Below are 18,307 nucleotides of genomic sequence, written 5' to 3'. Positions count from 1 at the left end.
CCCGGGACCGAGCCCCCTCGGCGTTCCCCTGGGCTCGACTTCTTACCTCTGCTTAGCCGTTCACGTCGTTTCTTCTTACCGATGCTTCGCGGTTTCCGGTGAGCAGCTCTTACCGCGCGTCCGTACTGTCCGACGTAACCCGCTGTACACCGCACGGCTTGCTGCTCGTCATGTGACATGCGCCACTGGAAGTGTGCTCGAAGGCAACCGGTTGTGCCGACCGGTCATCTAACACGTTGCGATCGAGGTGACGCAGGGGGAACGCACCATTGACTAGGGGGAAACGTGACCGTCGTTGCGCAGCCTGATGTGACTGTGATCATCGGGGCGTACGAAGCGATGCCGTATCTCGTCGAATGCCTGGCCTCCGTGGAGGGCCAGACCCTCGACCCGGCACGCATGGAGGTCATCGCCGTCGACGACGGCTCCACCGACGGCACGGGGGAGTACCTGGAGGAGTTCGCGGACCGTGCGGCCATGCCGGTGACCGTGATCCGCCAGGAGAACTCGGGCGGCCCCAGCGGCCCCCGCAACGTCGGCCTCGCCAAGGCCGCCGGCCGCTATGTGTTCTTCCTGGACGCCGACGACCGGCTCGGCCCCGAGGCCCTGGCCCGCATGGTCGCCATGGCCGACAAGAACAACACGGACGTCGTCCTCGGCAAGGTCGAGGGGATCAACCGCACACCCCCGCGGTCCATGTGGGGCCGGACGCTCGACCGCACCGACGTCTTCTCGTCCAACATCAAGTTCACGCTCAGCGCGCAGAAACTGTTCCGCCGCGCACTTCTCGAACAGCACGGCATGCGTTTCGACGAGTCCCTGTGGACCGGCGAGGACGCGCTGTTCACCATGGAGGCCTATCTGCGCGCCGACGGCGTCTCCGTGGTCGCCGACTACCCCTGCTACTACCTGGTCGGCCGCGAGGACGGCAAACACGTCACCAAGAGCGGCAGCTACACCCTCCGCTTCGACTCCGCACGTGCCCTGATGAACCTGATCGCCGGCATGGTCCCGGCCGGACCGCGTCGTGACACGCTCATGGTCCGGCCGTTCCTGGTCACCCTGCTCCCGCAGTTCGGTCCCAAGTTCCTCAAGGACAGCGACGAAATCCGCCGGAAGAAGCTGGAGCTGGCCAAGCCGCTGATGGACGCCCACTGGAATCCGGAGATCGCCCGCCGCCTCAGGGTCCACGAACGGCTGCGACTCCACCTGGTCGCCGTACAGCGCCCCGACCTCCTCCTGGACGTCGTCGAGTTCGTACGCTCCAAGAAGCAGGCCGGGGCACTGCTGGAGAAGCGCGGCACCCGCGTCTATTTCTCCTACCCGCACTTCCGCTCCAGGGCGGCAGGCGTTCCCGACTGGATCTACCTCGCCGAAGCCCGCGAGGCCCGCGCCGTCGCGGGCTACCGGGAGGACGCGGCCAACACCTTCCTGCGGCGCGCCCTGCGCAGGCTCCGCAGATCGTTGCCGGCACGGGGAGTCAAGGCGGCGGCTGCCTGACCGGGCGCCCGGCGCCCGGTCAGGCCGGTCGGCCTACTGGCCCGTCCCCAGCGCCCGCCGGATCGGCTTGCCCACGGCCCGCCGGGCCCGCCGGTAGACCGAGGGCGGCGGCACGACGACCGCCGCCTTGGTGCGGGCCCCCGCGCGCGCCAGTTCCTTCTGCAGCCTGACGTTGTCGAGCGACAGTTCGTCGATACGGCTGTGCAGCCAGCCGAACCGCGAGGTGAGCGAGGCGAGATCCGCCTCGTTCCAGGGTCGGATGCCCGCCGGGAACGTCAGCGCGCGCATCCGCTCCTCGAAGGCCGCGCCGCCGTCGCCGTGCGTGAAGGTGTTCTCCAGGCCGTTACGGTCGAGGAACCCGGTGAACCGCTCGAAGCGCTCCCGGTGGCCGCCGACCAGCCCGCCGAAGTCCGCCTCCGCGTACAGCTTCGCCGGGTCCGCCGAATCGGGATCCTTGACCGCCTGGTCGAGCCGCAGGTGCGGGATCTCGAAGTAACGGCACAGCTCCAGCGTCCGCGAGTCGCCGCACAGCACGGTGGCCGGTGTGCCGGCGAGCAGCGCCGCGATGTTGCCGTGGATGCGTGAACCGAAGGAGAAGTCGAAAGACCGCAGATCGTCGATCCAGGTGACCGGGTCGACGTAGACCCGCACCTTGTCCTCACGGAACATCGGATGGTCCGGGTGGGTCGGCATCGCGGTCACCGCGGCGTTCGGGTCCGACAGGTCCCGCCAGTGCAGCTGCCGCGCGTCACTGAGGTTCTGGCCGACGAACCGCAGATACGGGTAGCGCTCGTGGGTGCGCGTGATGATCCGGTCCAGGCCCTGCGTGCGTACCGCGCTGTGCGAGCCGTTGATCGCGATCCGCGAATCCGGCGTCAACTCCAGCGCCCTCTTGTGCACCGGGAGCCGGTCGCCGTACAGGAACAGCGAAGGACAGCCGATGATCTCGACATCCTTGAAGCCCATGCTTCTCAGGTACTGCTCGGTGAACTCGCCCCGCACGCCGATCGACGCGCTGCGCTCCAGCACCGCCGCGCAGAACTCCCGCACGGTCGGCTCGATGCGCTTCAGCCGGTCCGCGTTGTAGCCGACTCCGGTCTGCGCACCCACACCGAGCACGACAACCGGGATCTTCAGCTTCGATATCAGCCGGGTCATCCGCTTCAACGCGCTCTCGAAGGACGGCCGGAAGGCGTTGGCGAGCGGGATGACGAAGGCGTCGTACTCGTCGTTGATCCGCGCGGCGGCGGAGACGTCGGAGGGCATGCCGTTCGAGATGACCTCGGTGTCCGGGGTCTCGAGAATCTTGTGTGCGGCATCGCTGAAGATCAGGTTGCCGGAGTTGGTAGCTATGACGTCCCGGTGCAGGGCCTCCTCGACGGTGACGACGTCGTAGGGACTCTTGCCCGATCTGAGGAGGATGCGCTTCACGCTGCGAACTTTAGATGACACAAACTTCAAATTAACTTTGCGTTTGCTTCAATTTCTATAAGCAGTCAGTGCAACCTTTTTGCCATGAGCGGGACGTGAGGGAGTGGTTACGCAGCGCCCGTGTGTGCTCCTGTCCGGAGGCTGGACGGCCGCGTCCCCCGCGCATCCGCTTCGCGTAGATTGCTGCCACGCGCAAGGAAGTGGGGACAGGACGTGGCAAGCGCAAGGCAGGCCGTGAGCGAGGCCCGCAGGATCGTCGTCAAGGTGGGTTCCTCCTCACTGACCACCGCCTCCGGCGGTCTGGACGCCGACCGGGTCGACGCGCTCGTCGACGTCCTTGCCAAGAGCCGCAGCGGCGGAGAGAAAGAGGTCGTCCTCGTCTCCTCCGGCGCCATTGCCGCCGGACTCGCCCCGCTCGGGCTGCGCCGCCGCCCCAGGGACCTCGCCCGCCAGCAGGCCGCCGCCAGCGTCGGCCAGGGCCTGCTCGTCGCCCGCTACACCGCCTCCTTCGCCCGCTACGGCGTCCGCGTCGGCCAGGTCCTGCTCACCTCCGACGACATGAGCCGCCGCGCCCACCACCGCAACGCCTCCCGCACCCTCGACAAACTCCTCGCGATGGGCGCCCTGCCGGTCGTCAACGAGAACGACACCGTCGCCACCGACGAGATCCGTTTCGGCGACAACGACCGCCTCGCCGCCCTCGTCGCCCACCTCGTCCACGCCGACCTCCTGGTCCTGCTCTCCGACGTCGACGGCGTCTACGACGGCGACCCCGGCAGGCCCGGCACCTCGCGGATAGCGGAGGTGAAGGGCCCGCAGGACCTCGCGGGCGTCGAGATCGGCAGCGCCGGGAAGGCCGGCGTCGGTACCGGCGGCATGGTCACCAAGGTGGAGGCCGCCCGGATCGCCGCCGCCGCGGGCATCCCCGTCGTCCTCACCAGCGCCGTCCGCGCCGCCGACGGGCTCTCCGGCGGCGACACCGGCACCTACTTCCACCCCACCGGCAAACGGTCCGCAGAGCGCCTCCTGTGGCTCCAGCACGCCTCCACCCCGCAGGGCTCGCTCACCCTCGACGACGGCGCCGTCCGCGCGGTCGTACAGGGCCGCAAGTCGCTGCTGCCGGCCGGAATCGCCGCCGTGGAGGGCGAGTTCGCCGCGGGCGACCCGGTCGAGCTGCGCGACACCGCAGGACACGCGGTCGCCCGCGGACTCGTCAGCTTCGACGCCAAGGAGATCCCCCAGCTGATCGGGCGTTCGACCAGGGAGCTGGCGCGCGAGCTGGGCCCGGCGTACGAACGCGAGGTCGTACACAGGGACGACCTGGTGATCCTGCACCCGTAAAAACGGGGCGTAACGACGGACCCCGGTGGGGGACGTTCCGTAAAACCGCCACACGATCCCTTGCGGCCTGCTCAACTTTGTCTCAGGACCAGTTCCGCACGAGCACAGCTGAAGGAGGCCGTCGTGAGACGAGTGCGCCCTGGGGCTGCGGCGTCCCGTGGTGCTCTGACGAGCGTCGCGGCCGGGGACACCTACGAGGAGCCGAAGGACCTGCCCCGTCTGTGGCACGTCACCCTCAGCGTCTGCGGTGCCGAGGTCCCCCTGCCGGAACTGCGCCGCGGACTCGAACAACTGGCCCACGACCACCCGTTCCTCCTCACCAGCCGTTACGCCTGCGACCACGCCGAGATCCGCTACTGGGAAGAGGCCCGCGACCTGCACGACGCCGCCGCCGTCGCGCTGCGCCTGTGGGGCGAGCACCGCCAGACCGCCGGACTGCCCGCCTGGGAGATCGTCGGCCTGGAGGTCATCGACCGCACCACCTACCACCAGCGGATCGCCGAGGGCTACGGTCCGCCACCGGCGACACCGGTCGGTATCCACCCGTTCTGACGACGACCGTGATTGCCCCCTTTTGATCCCGTCTCGCGGTATGGAACAACCCATGAACGGGGCACGCGCGCGCACTACCCTTCCCCCATGACCACGCTCTCGCCGTACGACGCCATGTCCCCGGTCACCCAGGCCGCCTACCGTGCCAAGGCCGCCGCCGCCGACCTCGCGCCGCTGCCGCGTGCCGTGAAGGACGACGCGCTGCTCGCCATCGCGGACGCCCTGGAGGTCCGTACGAGCGAGATCGTCGAGGCCAACGCCAAGGACATCGCCAAGGCCCGCGAGAACGGCACCAGCGAATCCGTCGTCGACCGCCTCACCCTCACCCCGGAGCGGGTCCGTGCCATCGCCTCCGACGTCCGTGACGTCGCGAAGCTGCCCGACCCGGTCGGCGAAGTGGTCCGCGGCTCCACCCTCCCCAACGGCATCGACCTGCGCCAGGTCCGTGTCCCGCTCGGCGTCGTCGGCATCATCTACGAGGCCCGCCCGAACGTCACCGTCGACGCGGCCGCCCTCTGCCTGAAGTCCGGCAACGCCGTCCTGCTGCGCGGCTCCGCCTCCGCCTACGAGTCCAACACCGCCCTCGTCCGCGTCCTGCGCGACGCCGTAGGCGGCGCCGGGCTGCCCGCGGACGCCGTCCAGCTGGTGCCGGGAGAGGGCCGCGAGTCCGTCCACGAGCTGATGCGCGCCCGCGGCCTGGTCGACGTCCTCATCCCGCGCGGCGGCGCCTCCCTCATCCAGACCGTCGTCATGGAGTCCAAGGTCCCCGTCATCGAGACCGGCACTGGAAACTGCCACGTCTACGTCGACGCGCACGCGGACATCGACATGGCGATCGACATCCTGATCAACTCCAAGGCGCAGCGGGTCAGTGTCTGCAACGCCGCCGAGACCCTCCTCGTCCACGAGGACATCGCCCCCGAGTTCCTGCCGCGCGCCCTGGACGCCCTCGCCGAGGCCGGCGTCACCGTCCACGCCGACGAACGCGTGCTGGCCTATGCCAAGGACTCCAAGGCGACCGTCGTCGAGGCCGTCCCTGAGGACTGGGAGACCGAGTACCTGTCGTACGACATCGCCGCCGCCGTCGTCGACTCCCTGGACCGGGCCGTCGAACACATCCGGCTGTGGACCTCCGGGCACACCGAGGCGATCGTCACCACCTCCCAGCAGGCCGCCCGCCGCTTCACCCAGCTGGTCGACTCCACCACCGTCGCCGTGAACGCCTCCACCCGCTTCACCGACGGCGGCCAGTTCGGCTTCGGCGCCGAGATCGGCATCTCCACCCAGAAGCTGCACGCCCGCGGCCCCATGGGCCTGCCGGAGCTGACCAGCACCAAGTACATCGTCACCGGTGACGGCCACATCCGCCGCTGACACCCGTACGGCCCCACCGCGCACGCCCCACGGCGTGCGGGCGCGCGGAAGGGCGTACAGCGGCCCCGCGCAGGCGTGAGAGGCGTCTCACAGGTGCTATGAATTTCCATACCGTCTGCCCAAATTGACCCCCCAGGTCTACTCTGGATCCGTGCCGGAGGACGTGGGGGGCACGCCGTTCCCTGACGGCTGGGAGCCCGACGACGACCATGACCGCGGGATGTCGGACGAAGAGTTCGACGCCGTGGTCTTCGACGAGGCCTTCGTGAAGGCGGCCGTGATCCACGAGCCGACCGCCGTCGAACGCCTCCTTGCCGCCGCCCAGGCCAGAGCCGAGGCCTCCGAAGCCGAGGCCCGCCGCGCCCATGCCAGAGGCGAGCGCTACGACGACGGCCACGGCCCCGACGGCTCCGATTTCGGCCACAGCGCCGACCTCGACGACCTGGACGACCCCGACGCACTCGAAGACCGGTACGGCACCGGGGGGACGTACGGCAAGCACGTGCGCTGGCACCGACCCGTCGCCTGGGTGCTCGCCGTCGTCATGGGCATCGGCATGGTCGCGCTGGCCTTCGCGGCGGTCTACCGCGGCGCCTCCTCGGGCGGCAGCCGCGACCAGGTGCCCAGGCCCCCCTCCACCGGCCTGGAACAGGGCACGGCGGCGGCACCCTCCGCGTCCGCCGAGTACTCCCAGCCCGCCCAGTCGGCGGTCTCCGCGGTCCCGCGCACCCCCTGAGCGGCGATTGCCCGTTCTGGTGAGAACCTGTCAGAAGTTGTCGTGTAGCTGGGCGTTTACCTGAGGCTTCCGAGACCTACTCTGAGAGTATGGGCGGGCCTGTGGACCCACCCGAGGGGACACCCGAGGGCGGCCCCGTGGGTGGAGAGGACGAATACCGATCCGTCGTCTTCGACGAATCGTTCGTTCGCGCTGCCCGCCTCCAGGAATCCTCCGCGCGCGAACGCATGACCGACCACGCGCCCGCCGTACGCCGCCGCCCGCCCCTGCGCCGGGGCCTCACCCGGCAGGCCCTGATCCTCGTCCTGCTGATCCTCGTCGCCTTCGGCACCGCGATCTACATGGGCGTCCGCCACCCCTACGGCGCCCAGGAGGCCCAGCGGCCCGTCGAACCCCTGCGGATGACCGTCGTCCCGCTCGCCCCGCAGGGCAAGGTGCCCGGCGCCGCGGACGCGGAGACCCTGTTCGCACACAGCCCCGCCGCACAGTACGAGGTCGGCGCCGAGGGGATACCGCTGCCGCCCGCCCGCAGCACCGCGCACTTCTCCGACAGCCAGGTCGTCACCGCCCTGACCACGGCCAAGGACTACATCGTCCGCTCCGCGCTCTACCCCGAGGTCCTCGACAGCAGCGAGGTGCGGCCCGCGCGCGTGCTGCTCGACCCCGGGCAGCTCGACCAGTTCGACCAGAGCCTCGACCACCCCGCGGCGGACGGCCGGCACGCACCCACCGGATGGCTGGTCCGCTTCGACCCCACCCGCGCCGAGCTCGCCGATCCGAAGATCCGAATCCAGGGCAGCATGCAGGCCACCGAGACCGACTCGGCCACCCTGGAGGTCACCGCCGACCACACCGTCGTCTACGCGCTGCGGGCCACCGGCGCCCCGGCCGGCGCCCAGGTCTCCCTGTTCACCGTCCGCCGCGAGCTGACCTTCCGCTTCGACCGGGACGACCTGCGCCTGCGCCAGACCCAGCTGGTCGTCTCCTACGTCCAGGCCGGCCCGCTGTCCTGCGCCGGGGACTCCGCCGACCACCTGCACCCGCTGCTGGCCGGCGAGAGCGCCAAGGCGGGCGGCCCGGCGGGCACCGACCCGTACGCCACGGACAGCGCCACCGCCCTGTGCGGGACGCTGGCCGCCGGGGCCGAACCGAAGGTCTGACGAGCCCCCGCTACTCCTCGTCCCGCGGGGGAGCCTCCTGCGCGGGACCGTCCTGCGACGGCGCGTCCTTCGCGCCGGCGTCCTTGGGGGTCGACGCGCTCGTGAACCCCTCGAAGCCGCGCTTGACCCGGCCGCCCAGGCCGCCGGCCCCGCCCGCTATGTCCGTGACCAGCTTCATCAGCGGGTCCTTGGAGCTCTTCACATCGCTCGCATAACTCGCCGCCGACTCCTTGAACGAGTCGCTGACCGAGGTGTCCTTGTCCCCGTCCCGCCGCGGATAGTGACCGTCCATGATCCGCTGGTAGTCGCGGGACTCGGCCCACTTCTTCAGCTCGGCCGCACGGACCGCGGTGAAGGGGTGCGAGCGCGGCAGCACGTTCAGGATCTTCAGCACCGAGTCGCGCAGATCGCCGCCGGCCTCGTACTCCTCGGCCTGCTGCAGGAACGCGTCCACGTTCATCTCGTGCAGATGGTTGCCGCCCGCGATCTTCATCAGCCCGCGCATCGAGGCCCGCGGATCCTGTCCCACCAGCAGCCCCGCCCGGTCGGCGGACAGCTCCGACTTGCGGAACCACTCCCGCAGCGCCGTCACGATCGCCATGATCGCGAGATTGCCCAGCGGGATCCAGGCGACGCGCAGCGCCAGGGTCGTCAGGAACAGCAGGATCGTGCGGTACACCGAATGCCCGGACAGTGCGTGCCCCACCTCGTGCCCGACGACCGCACGCATCTCCTCCTCGTCGAGCAGCTCGACGAGCCCGGTGGTGACGACGATGATCGGCTCGTCCAGGCCGATGCACATCGCGTTGGGCTGCGGGTCCTGGTTGACGTACATCGGCGGGACCTTCTCCAGGTCCAGGATGTAACAGGCGTCCCGCAGCATGTCGTTCAGGTGTGCGAACTGCTGGTCCGACACACGGACCGAGTCGGACAGGAACAGCAGCCTCAGGCTCCGCTCCGGAAGCAGCCCGCTGAGCGCCTTGAAGACCGTGTCGAAGCCGCTCAGCTTGCGCAGCGCCACCAGGGCCGAACGGTCGGCCGGATGCTCGTACGCGCGCGAGGAGATCCCCGGGAACCGCCTGCGCTGCCTGCTCGGCACCCGCTCGTGCCCGTGTCGCTCGTGGCCGTCGTCGGACATGTCATCCCCCATGTGCGTGAGTGTGCCCACCGTGCCCCCGAAGCAGGGCCCAGCCTAGGCGGAGATACCGTGGACGGGCAGTACAGCCGAAGGAGTGCCTCATGGAGCACCACCCCCGAGCCGCCTGGCTCACCCAGGCCGCGAGCGCCGCCCAGCAACAGGGCTCGGGCGACCTGCTGAGGGTCGTTCTGATCGTCATGTTCCTGGGCTGCGGGCTGACCGCCTGGTTCCTGCTGCGCGGGTACAGACAGAAGGACGACTGAGCCGCCGGGATCGTTCCAGCCCGGTGTGGCCGATGGAGCCGGCGTGAGCGGGGAGCCGGCCCGACGGACCCGAGGAGTCGGCCCGACGGACCCGAGGAGTCGGCTCAACGGAGGAGTCGGCGTGATCGTTGCCGGGCCGCCCGCATACGATGGGCCGACGTCTTTATCCCGTCCACACGCGATAGGTCCTGCCGCAGATGATGAATCTTCACAGCGCCGCTGCCCAGTTGGTCACCCTCGCCGCCGAGGGCGAGGAGCACGGCGGCAACCACAACAGCCTCAACCCGCTCGTCACCGGTGGCAGCGCGTTCATCATCCTGCTGCTCCTGCTGTGGATCACCACCCGTTTCAACCGCGACCGCTGAGCCGGCGGCCGAGCCCGGCACCCGTCCTCGGGGCGGGGCCCACGGGCCGGGCCGGTAGGGTCTGCACGCATGGGAGAGCAGGACATGCCTACCGGTCCGGCGAATGACGCGGCCGATGCCGCCGAGGACACGGTGACGACCCCGCGGTACACCCCCGCGGGCCCCGCGCACACCGGCAAACGCCGCCTCGGTGTGATGGGCGGGACGTTCGATCCGATCCACCACGGACACCTCGTGGCGGCCAGCGAGGTCGCCGCCCAGTTCCACCTCGACGAGGTGGTGTTCGTGCCGACCGGGCAGCCGTGGCAGAAGACCCACCGCAAGGTCTCACCGGCCGAGGACCGCTATCTGATGACGGTGATCGCGACCGCGGAGAACCCGCAGTTCTCCGTCAGCCGTATCGACATCGACCGCGGCGGACCCACCTACACCGTCGACACCCTGCGCGATCTGCGCGCCCTCAACCCCGACGCCGACCTCTTCTTCATCACCGGCGCCGACGCCCTCGGCCAGATCCTCACCTGGCGGGACTCGGAGGAACTCTTCTCCCTGGCCCACTTCATCGGCTGCACCCGGCCCGGCCACCAGCTGACCGACCGCGGTCTCCCGGAGGGCGGCGTCTCGCTGGTGGAGGTTCCCGCGCTCGCCATCTCCTCCACAGACTGCCGTGCGAGAGTCGCCAAGAGCGACCCCATCTGGTACATGGTGCCGGACGGAGTCGTGCGCTACATCGACAAGCGCGAGCTGTACCGCGGCGAGTGAGGCGAGTGAGCCGAGAGGGGCACCGGTGAACGACCGATACGACGCGGGCTACGGAAGCGACCAGTACGAACTCGTCGGCTACGACGAGTACGGTCAACCGGTGTACCGCCAGATCCCGGCACAGCAACAGCAACAGCAGACGTACGACCCGTACGCCGGACAGGGCTACGGGTACGACCCGTACGCCGGAGACGGCCGGCAGGGCACGCAGCCCTACGACCCCGGACGGCAGGGGCAGGGCCCGCCGTCGTACGACACGGGGCAGCAGGCTCCCGTCCCTCCCGTTCACGACACCGGGCAGCAGCCGGTCACGCCCGCCTACGACCCGTACGGCACCGGCGGCCAGGCCGCCTACGACCCCTACGGGCAGGCCGCCACCAGCGGCCGGCAGCCCCGGGTCGCCGAGCAGACCGCGCACATCCCGCAGCAGGCCGGGCCCGTCGGGGAACCCGCCGTTCCCCGGCAGGCCCCCGGGGACGACCGGGACTACCACACCGAGCAGTTCGCGTTCGTCGAGGCCCCGGACGGTGACTCCGAGGACGTCATCGACTGGCTGAACTTCACCGAGAACCGCACCGAGCGCCGCGAGGAGGCCAAGCGCCGCGCCCGCAGCCGCATGATCGCCCTGGTCGTCGTCCTCGCCCTGGTCGCCGTCGGCGGCGCCGGCTACCTCTGGTACGCCGGAAAGCTGCCCGGCCTGTCCTCCTCCGGCTCCAAGGGCGGCACGACGGCGTCCGCGGCCGCCCAGAAACGCGACGTGGTCGTCGTCCACCTGCACAACACCAGCGGCGGCGGCACCTCGACCGCGCTGCTCGTCGACAACACCACCACCAAACAGGGCACCACAGTCCTGCTGCCCAACTCGCTCGCCATGACCGACGACGACGGCACCACCACGACCCTCGCCAAGTCCGTCGGCGACGACGGCTCCTCCGGGACCCGCGACCAGCTCGACACCGTCCTCGGCACCAGCATCGAGGGCACCTGGCGCCTGGACACCCCCTACCTGCAGAACCTCGTCGAACTCGTCGGCAACATCGACATCGCCACCAACGCCGACGTCCCCGACCCGGACGCCAAGAAGAAGGGCGAGGCACCCCTGGTCCACAAGGGCAAGGACCAGACCCTCAGCGGCAAGGCCGCCGTCGCCTACGCCACCTACCGCGCCTCCGGCGAGGCCCAGAACGCCCAGCTGGAGCGGTTCGGGCAGGTCATGCAGGGCGTGCTGCGCAAGATGTCCTCCGACTCCCAGGCCGCCACGGTCACCGTGCAGACCCTCGCGCAGATCCTCGACCCCTCACTGACCGACAAGGACCTCGGTACCTTCCTCGCCAAGCTCGCCGACCTCGCCAAGGGCGGCGACTACAAGACCGCCCTGCTGCCCGTGCAGAGCGACGGCACCCTCAGCGCCCAGACCAGCTCCAGCGTGGTCAAGGACATCCTCGGCGGCGCCGCCAAGAGCCCCTCCGCGGACTCCGCGGTCCGGGTCTCCGTCCAGAACGCCACCGGCACCAAGGACAACACCGACAAGGCCCGCGTGGTCCTTGTCAACGGCGGCTACACCTTCCTGGAAGGCGGCACGGCCTCCGGCACCCAGGCCACCTCCAAGGTGCTGTACTCCGACGCCGCCGACAAGGAGAACGCCACCGAGGTCGCCAAGACCCTCGGCCTGGGCACCGGCACCGTCGCCAAGGGCACGGTCGGCTCGGGCGCCGACGTCTCGGTCGTCCTCGGCCAGGACTACAAGCCGTCCTCCTCCTGAGCACGCCCCCGCACCCCACGTGACGCGCTTATCACGTGGGGTGCGCCCGGCGGTCCGTGAGACCCTTGAGGTCAATCGACCGCCGACGGAAAGCCATGTAGTGACCGCCACCGACCGTTCCCTCGAGCTCATCACCGCCGCCGCCCAGGCGGCCGCCGACAAGCTCGCCCACGACGTCATCGCCTACGACGTCAGCGACGTCCTGTCGATCACGGACGCCTTCCTGCTGGCCTCCGCGCCCAACGACCGCCAGGTCAAGTCGATCGTCGACGAGATCGAGGAGCGCCTGCAGAAGGAACTCGGCGCCAAGCCGGTGCGCCGCGAGGGCGACCGCGATGCCCGCTGGATCCTGCTCGACTACGTCGACATCGTCGTCCACGTCCAGCACAGCGAGGAGCGCGTCTTCTACGCCCTTGAGCGGCTGTGGAAGGACTGCCCCGAGATCGAGCTGCCCGCCGACGCCAAGGCCACCCGCGGCAAGGCCGCGGCCCACGCCGAGCTGAAGGCCGTCGAGGACGCCGGCGAGCCGGGCGGGGACTGGTGATGAGCGCCACAGGCGAGGTCACCGACCGCAAGGGCCGCGGCCGCCGCATCATCCTGTGGCGGCACGGCCAGACCCTCTGGAACGTGGAGCGCCGCTTCCAGGGCTCCACCGACGTCGAGCTCACCGAGACCGGCATCGGCCAGGCCCGCCGCGCGGCCCGCCTGCTCGCCTCCCTGAACCCCGACGCGATCGTCTCCTCCGACCTGCGGCGGGCATCCGACACGGCCGCCCAGCTCGCCGAGCTCACCGGCCTCGACGTGATCCGCGACGAGGCGCTGCGCGAGACCTACGCGGGCGTGTGGCAGGGCCTCACCCACGAGGAGATCATCGCCCGCCACGGCGACGAGTACACCGCCTGGAAGCGCGGCGAGCCGGTCCGCCGCGGCGGCGGCGAACTGGAGACCGAGGTCGCCGACCGGGCCGCCCCCGTCGTGCTCCGGCACGCCGAGAAGCTCCCCGAGGACGGCACCCTCGTGGTGGTCAGCCACGGCGGGACCATCCGCACCACCATCGGCCGCCTCCTCGGCCTGGAGTCCCAGCACTGGGAGAGCCTCGGCGGCCTCACCAACTGCTGCTGGTCCGTGCTCGGCGAAGGCGCCCGCGGCTGGCGGCTCCTGGAGCACAACGCGGGCACCCTCCCGGAGCCCGTCCTCGGCGACGACGACTGAGAGCCTTTTCGGCCGTCGGCCGACGGTCTTCCGGCCGCCCGTCCCGCCCCGGGACCCGGATTTCACTTTCCGGCAGGTCGCAGGCTAAAGTTCTTCTTGTTCGCCCCGCCGAGAGGAAAGACGGGAAGAACACGAGGGGCTATAGCTCAGTTGGTAGAGCGCCTGCATGGCATGCAGGAGGTCAGGAGTTCAATTCTCCTTAGCTCCACAGATCGACACTCCACACACTGTCGAGTTGTCAAAGATCGGTGACGAAATCCCGTCCTCTTCAGAGGGCGGGATTTCGTGTGCTCCATTCCCGGATGATCTCGGCGGCCTCGGCGCCGGTCACCGGCCACAGCCGCTGCCTGCGCTCCCGCAGCAACGCGACCTGCTCCCGCGTCCGTTCGTCCTCCGGCGTGTAGACCACGATCCGGGACTCCGGCATCCCGTCGATCGACAGCGACTGCGACGTCATCCGCAGCTCGCCCACCGCCTTATGACGGAACGTCTTCACCCGCGGCCCCGGCTGCGCCACCGCACCGCTCGCCCACAACCGGGCGAAGTACGCACTCGCCGCGGACAACGCCCGTATGAACTCCTCCCAGGCCGGCTCGCCGACATGTCTGCCGTAGCAGGAGCGCAGGGTCGCCACCATCACCGGCAGTTCACGCTCGCGGTGCACCACCGGGCAGGCCTCCTCCGACACCGTGAACAACGTCCACAGCACGTTCGGCACACCGATCCGCACGGTCTCCGGTACCAGGAACAGGTCCTGGTAGGCCGGGTTGGTGGCCAGCACGTCGTACCGCGACGTGTAGACCACCGCGGGCAGCGGATCGAGGGCGTCGATGATGCCCTGCACCTCCGCGCCGACCGACCGGGACAGACCCTCCGGCGCCGCCGCGTACGGCACCTCCGCCAGCCGGTACAGATGCTCCCGCTCCGGCGCGTCCAGCCGCAGCGTGCGCGCCACCGCGTCCAGCACCTGCGGCGACGCGTTGATCGGCCGGCCCTGCTCCAGCCACGTGTACCAGGTGACCCCCACGCCCGAGAGCTGGGCGACCTCCTCCCGGCGCAGCCCCGGAGTGCGCCGCCGCAGCCCCGGCGGCATCCCCACGTCGGCCGGCGTCACCCGCGCCCGCCTGCTGCGCAGGAACGCGGCCAGCTCCGGCCTGCGGCGGTGTGCTGTCGTCCTCATCGTCACGTCCCCCGTCGTCACGTCCTCCATCGTGGGCGCCGCACCCGCCCGCTGCCAGGTGCTGCCAGTACCAGCATCGGCGGGCTCTCGGCACCCGTACCGGCCCCTCGCCACGCTCGGACGCATGACGACGACATCCCGGACGGGACCCGGTCCCGCACCCGCTCGAACCCCTGCGAAAAGTGAAGCACCCGGCACTGACAACCGGCCCCGGCTGCTTCTCGCGGTCGTCCTCGCGGCCCTGTTCATGGCCGTGCTGGACGTCTTCATCGTGAATGTCGCGGCCCCCACCATCGGTTCTGAACTCCACGCCTCCGGCGCCGACCTGCAGCTGGTCGTGGCCGGCTACGCCATCACCTACTCCGTGCTGCTGATCACCGGCGCCCGCCTCGGCGACCGGCTCGGCCACGGCCGGGTCCACCTCGCCGGACTCGCGCTGTTCACGACGGCCTCGCTGGCCTGCGGCCTGGCCCAGGGAGCCACCGAGCTGATCGTGTTCCGGCTGGTGCAGGGTGCCGGTTCGGCGGTGATGATCCCGCAGGTCCTCAGCATCATCCAGCGCACCTTCACCGGCGAGGCCCGCATCCGGGCGCTCGGCGCCTACTCGGCGGTCCTCGCGGTCGGCGCCGCGGCCGGCCAGGCCATCGGCGGCGTCCTGGTCAGCGCGGACCTGTTCGGCACCGGCTGGCGGCCGGTGTTCCTCGTCAACGTGCCGGTCGGCGCCGTACTCCTCGTCCTCGGCAGGCGCGTCCTGCCGACGGGTCCCGGATCCGGACCGGAGCGGGCGCGCGGCCTGGACCTGCCCGGCCTGGTCCTGCTGGGGGCCGCCGTGTCCCTGCTGACGGTTCCGCTGGTGCTCGGCCAGGACGAGGACTGGCCGCTGTGGTCCTGGCTGTCCCTGGCGGCCGCCGTGCTCCTGTTCGCGCTGTTCTGCGCTTACGAGTCCCGGCTCGCCCGGCGCGGCGGCGCCCCGATCGTCGCACCCCGGGTGCTGCGCCACCCCGGCATGGGCCTGGCCGTCTTCCGCATCCTCGCCGTGATGGCCGTCAACGCCGGACTCCTCTTCGCCCTCACCCTGCACGTCCAGGGCGGCCTCGGCTACGGCGCGCTGCGTGCCGGACTCACCTTCGCGCCGACCGCCGTCGTCTTCGGCGCGGTCGCCCTGACCTGGCGCAGGTGGCCCGCCTCCTGGCAGCGGGCGCTGACCCCGGCCGGATTCGCGCTGACGGCCCTGTCCGTCGCCGGCGTCGGGCTGGCCTTCCACGACGGCGGCGACGGGGGCGCGCAGCTCTACGCGGCGTACGCCGGCGTGGGAGCGGGGCTCGCGCTCGCCTTCAGTCCGACACTCACCGGAGCGCTCGCAACCGTGCGCCCCGAGGACGCGGCGGACGCCAGCGGCCTCCTGGCGACCGTCACCCAGCTCGGCCAGCTCATCGGCGTCGCCGCATTCGGCACACTGTTCTTGAACCGGCTTGAGTCACTTGGGGCGCCGGGGGCGTATACCTCTGCGGAGGCGCTGTCAGCCTGCTCATGGGCGCTCGCCGCGACGGCGGCCGCGGGTGCCGTGTCCGGACTGGTACTGAGGCGTCGCTGACCGTATTGGTCCGGCCGTGGCAGAATCAAACGGCCGGAAGGGGGCGCGGCCCGACGGGAGGGAGTAGCGATGCCTGCGAGCATCCTTGAGGAGGGCGGCCACCTCCTCGGTGCGGCGTTGATACGGGATACGATCACCCGGCTGCTCTGCCCTTCCTGCGGTTCCGTACATGTGGCCCAAGTACTGGGCGACAACGGCGGGATCTCCTACGTGTGCACGGCCTGCGGCCACAGCTGGAGCTGATCGATGGGTGCACACAGGCGGAAGTGCGACTGGTGCGGGAGCGGCACTCCGATCGTCCGCGACATGGAGCCGATCAACCCCGACTACCAGTACTGGTGCGAGGAATGCGCTCGGGCGCTGATCATAAAAGGCGACCCGATCGAGACCTACCGTGAACTGGAGGGCGAGCCGATCTACGGCCGTCTTCTCGAGGAGCACTGCACGCTCAAGCGGTTCTACTCGTTCGTCACGGCCTGAGCGGCGCCCGGCTTCGGCAACGATGTCCGGGCGAGCGCCAGGAACAGGAGTCCGGCGACCGCGTAGAGCGCCGACAACGTCAAGTCGACGGTGTTCTGGTGCAGTTCGGGCCGTCCATGCCGGTGTGGCACCCACCACAGGGCGTACGAGCAGAAAACCAGCAGGGTGCCGGCGGCCACCGTCCGGTGCCCGCGCGTCCACAGCAGCAGCACCACGGGTACGCACCACACCCAGTGGTGCGACCAGGACACCGGGCTGATCAGCAGCGCGGTCACCGCGCACCCGGCCACTGCCCAGCCCCGCAGGCCGCGCAGCTCCGCAGCGACCGCCACCGCGAGCCCCAGGACGGCCGTCAGAGCCGCTGCGGCGGTCCAGAGCGCTCCCGGCTCGGGAGTGTGCAGCAAGCGCGCCAGAACGCCGCGCAGGGCCTGATTCGCGGTCTCCTCGGCCCGCCCCACCCGCCCCGTCCGGAACACCATGCCGGTCCAGAACCGCCACGAGTCGTACGGCAGGACGGCCGCCGCCAGCAGGGTCGCCCCCGCGAAGGCGGCGGCCGCCCCGCGCGCGTGCCGCAGCCACGGCCCCCCGTCCCGGCCGCAGCGGCGTGCCATCAGGCCCGTGGCGAGCAGGAACACCGCGAACAGGGCGGGCGTCAGCTTGACCGCGGCCGCGAGCCCGACGCCCACCCCCGCCCAGCGGCCCGGCCGTTCGTCCGGAGGCCGTGACAGATCCCACAGGACCAGCACCGCCAGCAGCAGATTGACCTGCCCGTAGCGCACGGTCGTCCACACCGGCTCGCACCACACCGCCGCCGCCGCGACCCACAGCACGCCCTCCACGCGCGCGTGCCCGGCGAGCCGCAGCGAAAGCGCCACGAACACCACCAGAAGAACGAGGTTCCCGGCCGTCGCCAGCGTCCGCATGGTCGGGACGTCCGGCAACGTCAACGGGGTGAACAGCAGCGCCGCGAACGGCGGGTAGGTGGACGGCAGATGAGCGGCCGTCGTACGCAGCGCGTAGAGGTCGCCGCCCGCGAGAACGGTCGCCCCCTCCGCTCGGTAGACCATCAGGTCGATCATCGACACGTGCGCGGCCCGCTGAGCCGCCCAGAACGCCGTGAACGACAAGAGGCACGTCCCCAGGGCCGCCGGCACCCGGCGCCGGGTCTCGGAGAACACGATCACGGTCACGAAGTCCGACACTAGCCTCCGTATCCGTACAGAACGGAAACGATTTGGTGGTGCACCCTGTCGACCGTGTAATGTTGGCGTCGCCGCCAGGGAAGCCCGGCGGTGCGAAACGCGGGGCTATAGCTCAGTTGGTAGAGCGCCTGCATGGCATGCAGGAGGTCAGGAGTTCAATTCTCCTTAGCTCCACAGAAGTCGAAGGCGGACCGTCCGGATGGACGGGCCCCCCTCCACGGTTTGGGGGTAAAAAAGGTAAAAAAGGAAAAGAGT

The 18,307-nt window shown here is 70.4% G+C and carries 19 protein-coding genes and 2 tRNA genes; 17 read left to right on the top strand and 4 right to left on the bottom strand.

The window, feature by feature from the left end:
• Positions 1-339: 339 nt before the first annotated feature.
• The gene (locus tag ACFWXC_RS52190; protein ID WP_384491255.1) at positions 340-1,500 is read left to right on the top strand and encodes a glycosyltransferase family 2 protein; all 1,161 of its coding nucleotides are present in this window, start codon (positions 340-342) and stop codon (positions 1,498-1,500) included.
• A gap of 33 nt (positions 1,501-1,533) precedes the next feature.
• On the opposite strand, the gene ACFWXC_RS52185 is transcribed toward ACFWXC_RS52190, so the two are convergent.
• Positions 1,534-2,931: a polysaccharide pyruvyl transferase family protein gene (locus tag ACFWXC_RS52185; protein ID WP_384491251.1), complete on the bottom strand. Its 1,398-nt coding sequence runs from the start codon at positions 2,929-2,931 to the stop codon at positions 1,534-1,536.
• A 234-nt stretch (positions 2,932-3,165) separates the two neighbouring features.
• On the opposite strand from ACFWXC_RS52185, the gene proB reads away from it, so the two are divergent.
• The 5 genes from proB to ACFWXC_RS52160 all read left to right on the top strand — a co-directional run bounded on the left by proB (position 3,166) and on the right by ACFWXC_RS52160 (position 8,094).
• Complete coding sequence (gene proB, locus ACFWXC_RS52180; RefSeq protein ID WP_384491253.1) at positions 3,166-4,272, top strand: glutamate 5-kinase; 1,107 nt, start codon at positions 3,166-3,168, stop codon at positions 4,270-4,272.
• Positions 4,273-4,395: 123 nt separating this feature from the next.
• Complete coding sequence (locus ACFWXC_RS52175; RefSeq protein ID WP_189261483.1) at positions 4,396-4,824, top strand: hypothetical protein; 429 nt, start codon at positions 4,396-4,398, stop codon at positions 4,822-4,824.
• 87 nt (positions 4,825-4,911) lie between these two features.
• The gene (locus ACFWXC_RS52170; RefSeq protein WP_384491249.1) at positions 4,912-6,198 is read left to right on the top strand and encodes a glutamate-5-semialdehyde dehydrogenase; all 1,287 of its coding nucleotides are present in this window, start codon (positions 4,912-4,914) and stop codon (positions 6,196-6,198) included.
• Between the two features lie 124 nt (positions 6,199-6,322).
• Positions 6,323-6,934, top strand: coding sequence for a hypothetical protein (locus ACFWXC_RS52165; protein WP_384491247.1), 612 nt, complete (start codon positions 6,323-6,325; stop codon positions 6,932-6,934).
• 89 nt (positions 6,935-7,023) lie between these two features.
• Positions 7,024-8,094 (top strand): hypothetical protein, encoded by a 1,071-nt coding sequence (locus ACFWXC_RS52160; protein WP_384491245.1) that lies wholly within the window; start codon positions 7,024-7,026, stop codon positions 8,092-8,094.
• 10 nt (positions 8,095-8,104) lie between these two features.
• Here ACFWXC_RS52160 and ACFWXC_RS52155 read toward each other — a convergent pair whose 3' ends face one another.
• Positions 8,105-9,244, bottom strand: a complete 1,140-nt coding sequence (locus ACFWXC_RS52155) for a M48 family metallopeptidase (RefSeq protein WP_384491243.1) — start codon at positions 9,242-9,244, stop codon at positions 8,105-8,107.
• An 89-nt stretch (positions 9,245-9,333) separates the two neighbouring features.
• On the opposite strand from ACFWXC_RS52155, the gene ACFWXC_RS52150 reads away from it, so the two are divergent.
• The 7 genes from ACFWXC_RS52150 to ACFWXC_RS52120 all read left to right on the top strand — a co-directional run bounded on the left by ACFWXC_RS52150 (position 9,334) and on the right by ACFWXC_RS52120 (position 13,804).
• A complete protein-coding gene (locus tag ACFWXC_RS52150) occupies positions 9,334-9,495 on the top strand; it encodes a hypothetical protein (RefSeq protein WP_384491241.1) in 162 nt (53 codons plus the stop codon).
• Between the two features lie 197 nt (positions 9,496-9,692).
• Entirely contained in the window at positions 9,693-9,860 is a 168-nt protein-coding gene (locus ACFWXC_RS52145) for a hypothetical protein (protein WP_351692895.1), read from the top strand.
• A gap of 69 nt (positions 9,861-9,929) precedes the next feature.
• Entirely contained in the window at positions 9,930-10,622 is a 693-nt protein-coding gene (nadD, locus tag ACFWXC_RS52140; RefSeq protein WP_351748965.1) for a nicotinate-nucleotide adenylyltransferase, read from the top strand.
• A gap of 25 nt (positions 10,623-10,647) precedes the next feature.
• Positions 10,648-12,384, top strand: coding sequence for an LCP family protein (locus tag ACFWXC_RS52135; RefSeq protein WP_384491238.1), 1,737 nt, complete (start codon positions 10,648-10,650; stop codon positions 12,382-12,384).
• 100 nt (positions 12,385-12,484) lie between these two features.
• Positions 12,485-12,928 (top strand): ribosome silencing factor, encoded by a 444-nt coding sequence (rsfS, locus tag ACFWXC_RS52130; protein WP_384491236.1) that lies wholly within the window; start codon positions 12,485-12,487, stop codon positions 12,926-12,928.
• A complete protein-coding gene (locus ACFWXC_RS52125; protein ID WP_384491234.1) occupies positions 12,928-13,596 on the top strand; it encodes a histidine phosphatase family protein in 669 nt (222 codons plus the stop codon). The genes rsfS and ACFWXC_RS52125 overlap by 1 nt, the downstream gene beginning before the upstream one ends.
• Positions 13,597-13,731: 135 nt before the next feature.
• A tRNA-Ala gene (locus ACFWXC_RS52120) sits at positions 13,732-13,804 on the top strand.
• A gap of 60 nt (positions 13,805-13,864) precedes the next feature.
• Here ACFWXC_RS52120 and ACFWXC_RS52115 read toward each other — a convergent pair.
• A complete protein-coding gene (locus tag ACFWXC_RS52115; protein WP_384491232.1) occupies positions 13,865-14,776 on the bottom strand; it encodes a helix-turn-helix transcriptional regulator in 912 nt (303 codons plus the stop codon).
• Positions 14,777-14,900: 124 nt separating this feature from the next.
• On the opposite strand from ACFWXC_RS52115, the gene ACFWXC_RS52110 reads away from it, so the two are divergent.
• From ACFWXC_RS52110 to ACFWXC_RS52100, 3 genes are all read left to right on the top strand, one after another.
• A complete protein-coding gene (locus ACFWXC_RS52110) occupies positions 14,901-16,370 on the top strand; it encodes an MFS transporter (RefSeq protein WP_384491230.1) in 1,470 nt (489 codons plus the stop codon).
• A gap of 69 nt (positions 16,371-16,439) precedes the next feature.
• A complete protein-coding gene (locus tag ACFWXC_RS52105; RefSeq protein ID WP_107483215.1) occupies positions 16,440-16,613 on the top strand; it encodes a hypothetical protein in 174 nt (57 codons plus the stop codon).
• 3 nt (positions 16,614-16,616) lie between these two features.
• On the top strand, positions 16,617-16,850 hold the full coding sequence (locus ACFWXC_RS52100; RefSeq protein WP_006136074.1) for a hypothetical protein: 234 nt from the start codon (positions 16,617-16,619) through the stop codon (positions 16,848-16,850).
• Here the strand turns inward: ACFWXC_RS52100 and ACFWXC_RS52095 are convergent.
• Positions 16,829-18,040, bottom strand: a complete 1,212-nt coding sequence (locus ACFWXC_RS52095) for a glycosyltransferase 87 family protein (protein ID WP_384491227.1) — start codon at positions 18,038-18,040, stop codon at positions 16,829-16,831. The two genes, ACFWXC_RS52100 and ACFWXC_RS52095, sit on opposite strands and share 22 nt — an antisense overlap.
• 113 nt (positions 18,041-18,153) lie before the next feature.
• Between ACFWXC_RS52095 and ACFWXC_RS52090 the strand changes: the two genes are divergently transcribed.
• Positions 18,154-18,226: transfer RNA gene (locus ACFWXC_RS52090), tRNA-Ala, on the top strand.
• Positions 18,227-18,307: the final 81 nt, after the last annotated feature.

This window comes from Streptomyces sp. NPDC058683 (assembly GCF_042716195.1).
Classification (GTDB): Bacteria; Actinomycetota; Actinomycetes; order Streptomycetales; family Streptomycetaceae; genus Streptomyces.
This window is presented reverse-complemented; position numbering and strand designations above follow the sequence as displayed.

Bases quoted from the DNA above. Each gene is read 5' to 3' on its own strand.
- ACFWXC_RS52105 (WP_107483215.1), top strand. From the start codon at position 16,440: ATGCCTGCGAGCATCCTTGAGGAGGGCGGCCACCTCCTCGGTGCGGCG.
- ACFWXC_RS52125 (WP_384491234.1), top strand. From the start codon at position 12,928: ATGAGCGCCACAGGCGAGGTCACCGACCGCAAGGGCCGCGGCCGCCGC.
- ACFWXC_RS52100 (WP_006136074.1), top strand. From the start codon at position 16,617: ATGGGTGCACACAGGCGGAAGTGCGACTGGTGCGGGAGCGGCACTCCG.
- ACFWXC_RS52115 (WP_384491232.1), bottom strand. From the start codon at position 14,776: ATGAGGACGACAGCACACCGCCGCAGGCCGGAGCTGGCCGCGTTCCTG.
- ACFWXC_RS52160 (WP_384491245.1), top strand. From the start codon at position 7,024: ATGGGCGGGCCTGTGGACCCACCCGAGGGGACACCCGAGGGCGGCCCC.
- ACFWXC_RS52190 (WP_384491255.1), top strand. From the start codon at position 340: ATGCCGTATCTCGTCGAATGCCTGGCCTCCGTGGAGGGCCAGACCCTC.
- ACFWXC_RS52150 (WP_384491241.1), top strand. From the start codon at position 9,334: ATGGAGCACCACCCCCGAGCCGCCTGGCTCACCCAGGCCGCGAGCGCC.
- nadD (WP_351748965.1), top strand. From the start codon at position 9,930: ATGGGAGAGCAGGACATGCCTACCGGTCCGGCGAATGACGCGGCCGAT.
- ACFWXC_RS52145 (WP_351692895.1), top strand. From the start codon at position 9,693: ATGATGAATCTTCACAGCGCCGCTGCCCAGTTGGTCACCCTCGCCGCC.
- ACFWXC_RS52155 (WP_384491243.1), bottom strand. From the start codon at position 9,244: ATGGGGGATGACATGTCCGACGACGGCCACGAGCGACACGGGCACGAG.
- ACFWXC_RS52170 (WP_384491249.1), top strand. From the start codon at position 4,912: ATGACCACGCTCTCGCCGTACGACGCCATGTCCCCGGTCACCCAGGCC.
- ACFWXC_RS52110 (WP_384491230.1), top strand. From the start codon at position 14,901: ATGACGACGACATCCCGGACGGGACCCGGTCCCGCACCCGCTCGAACC.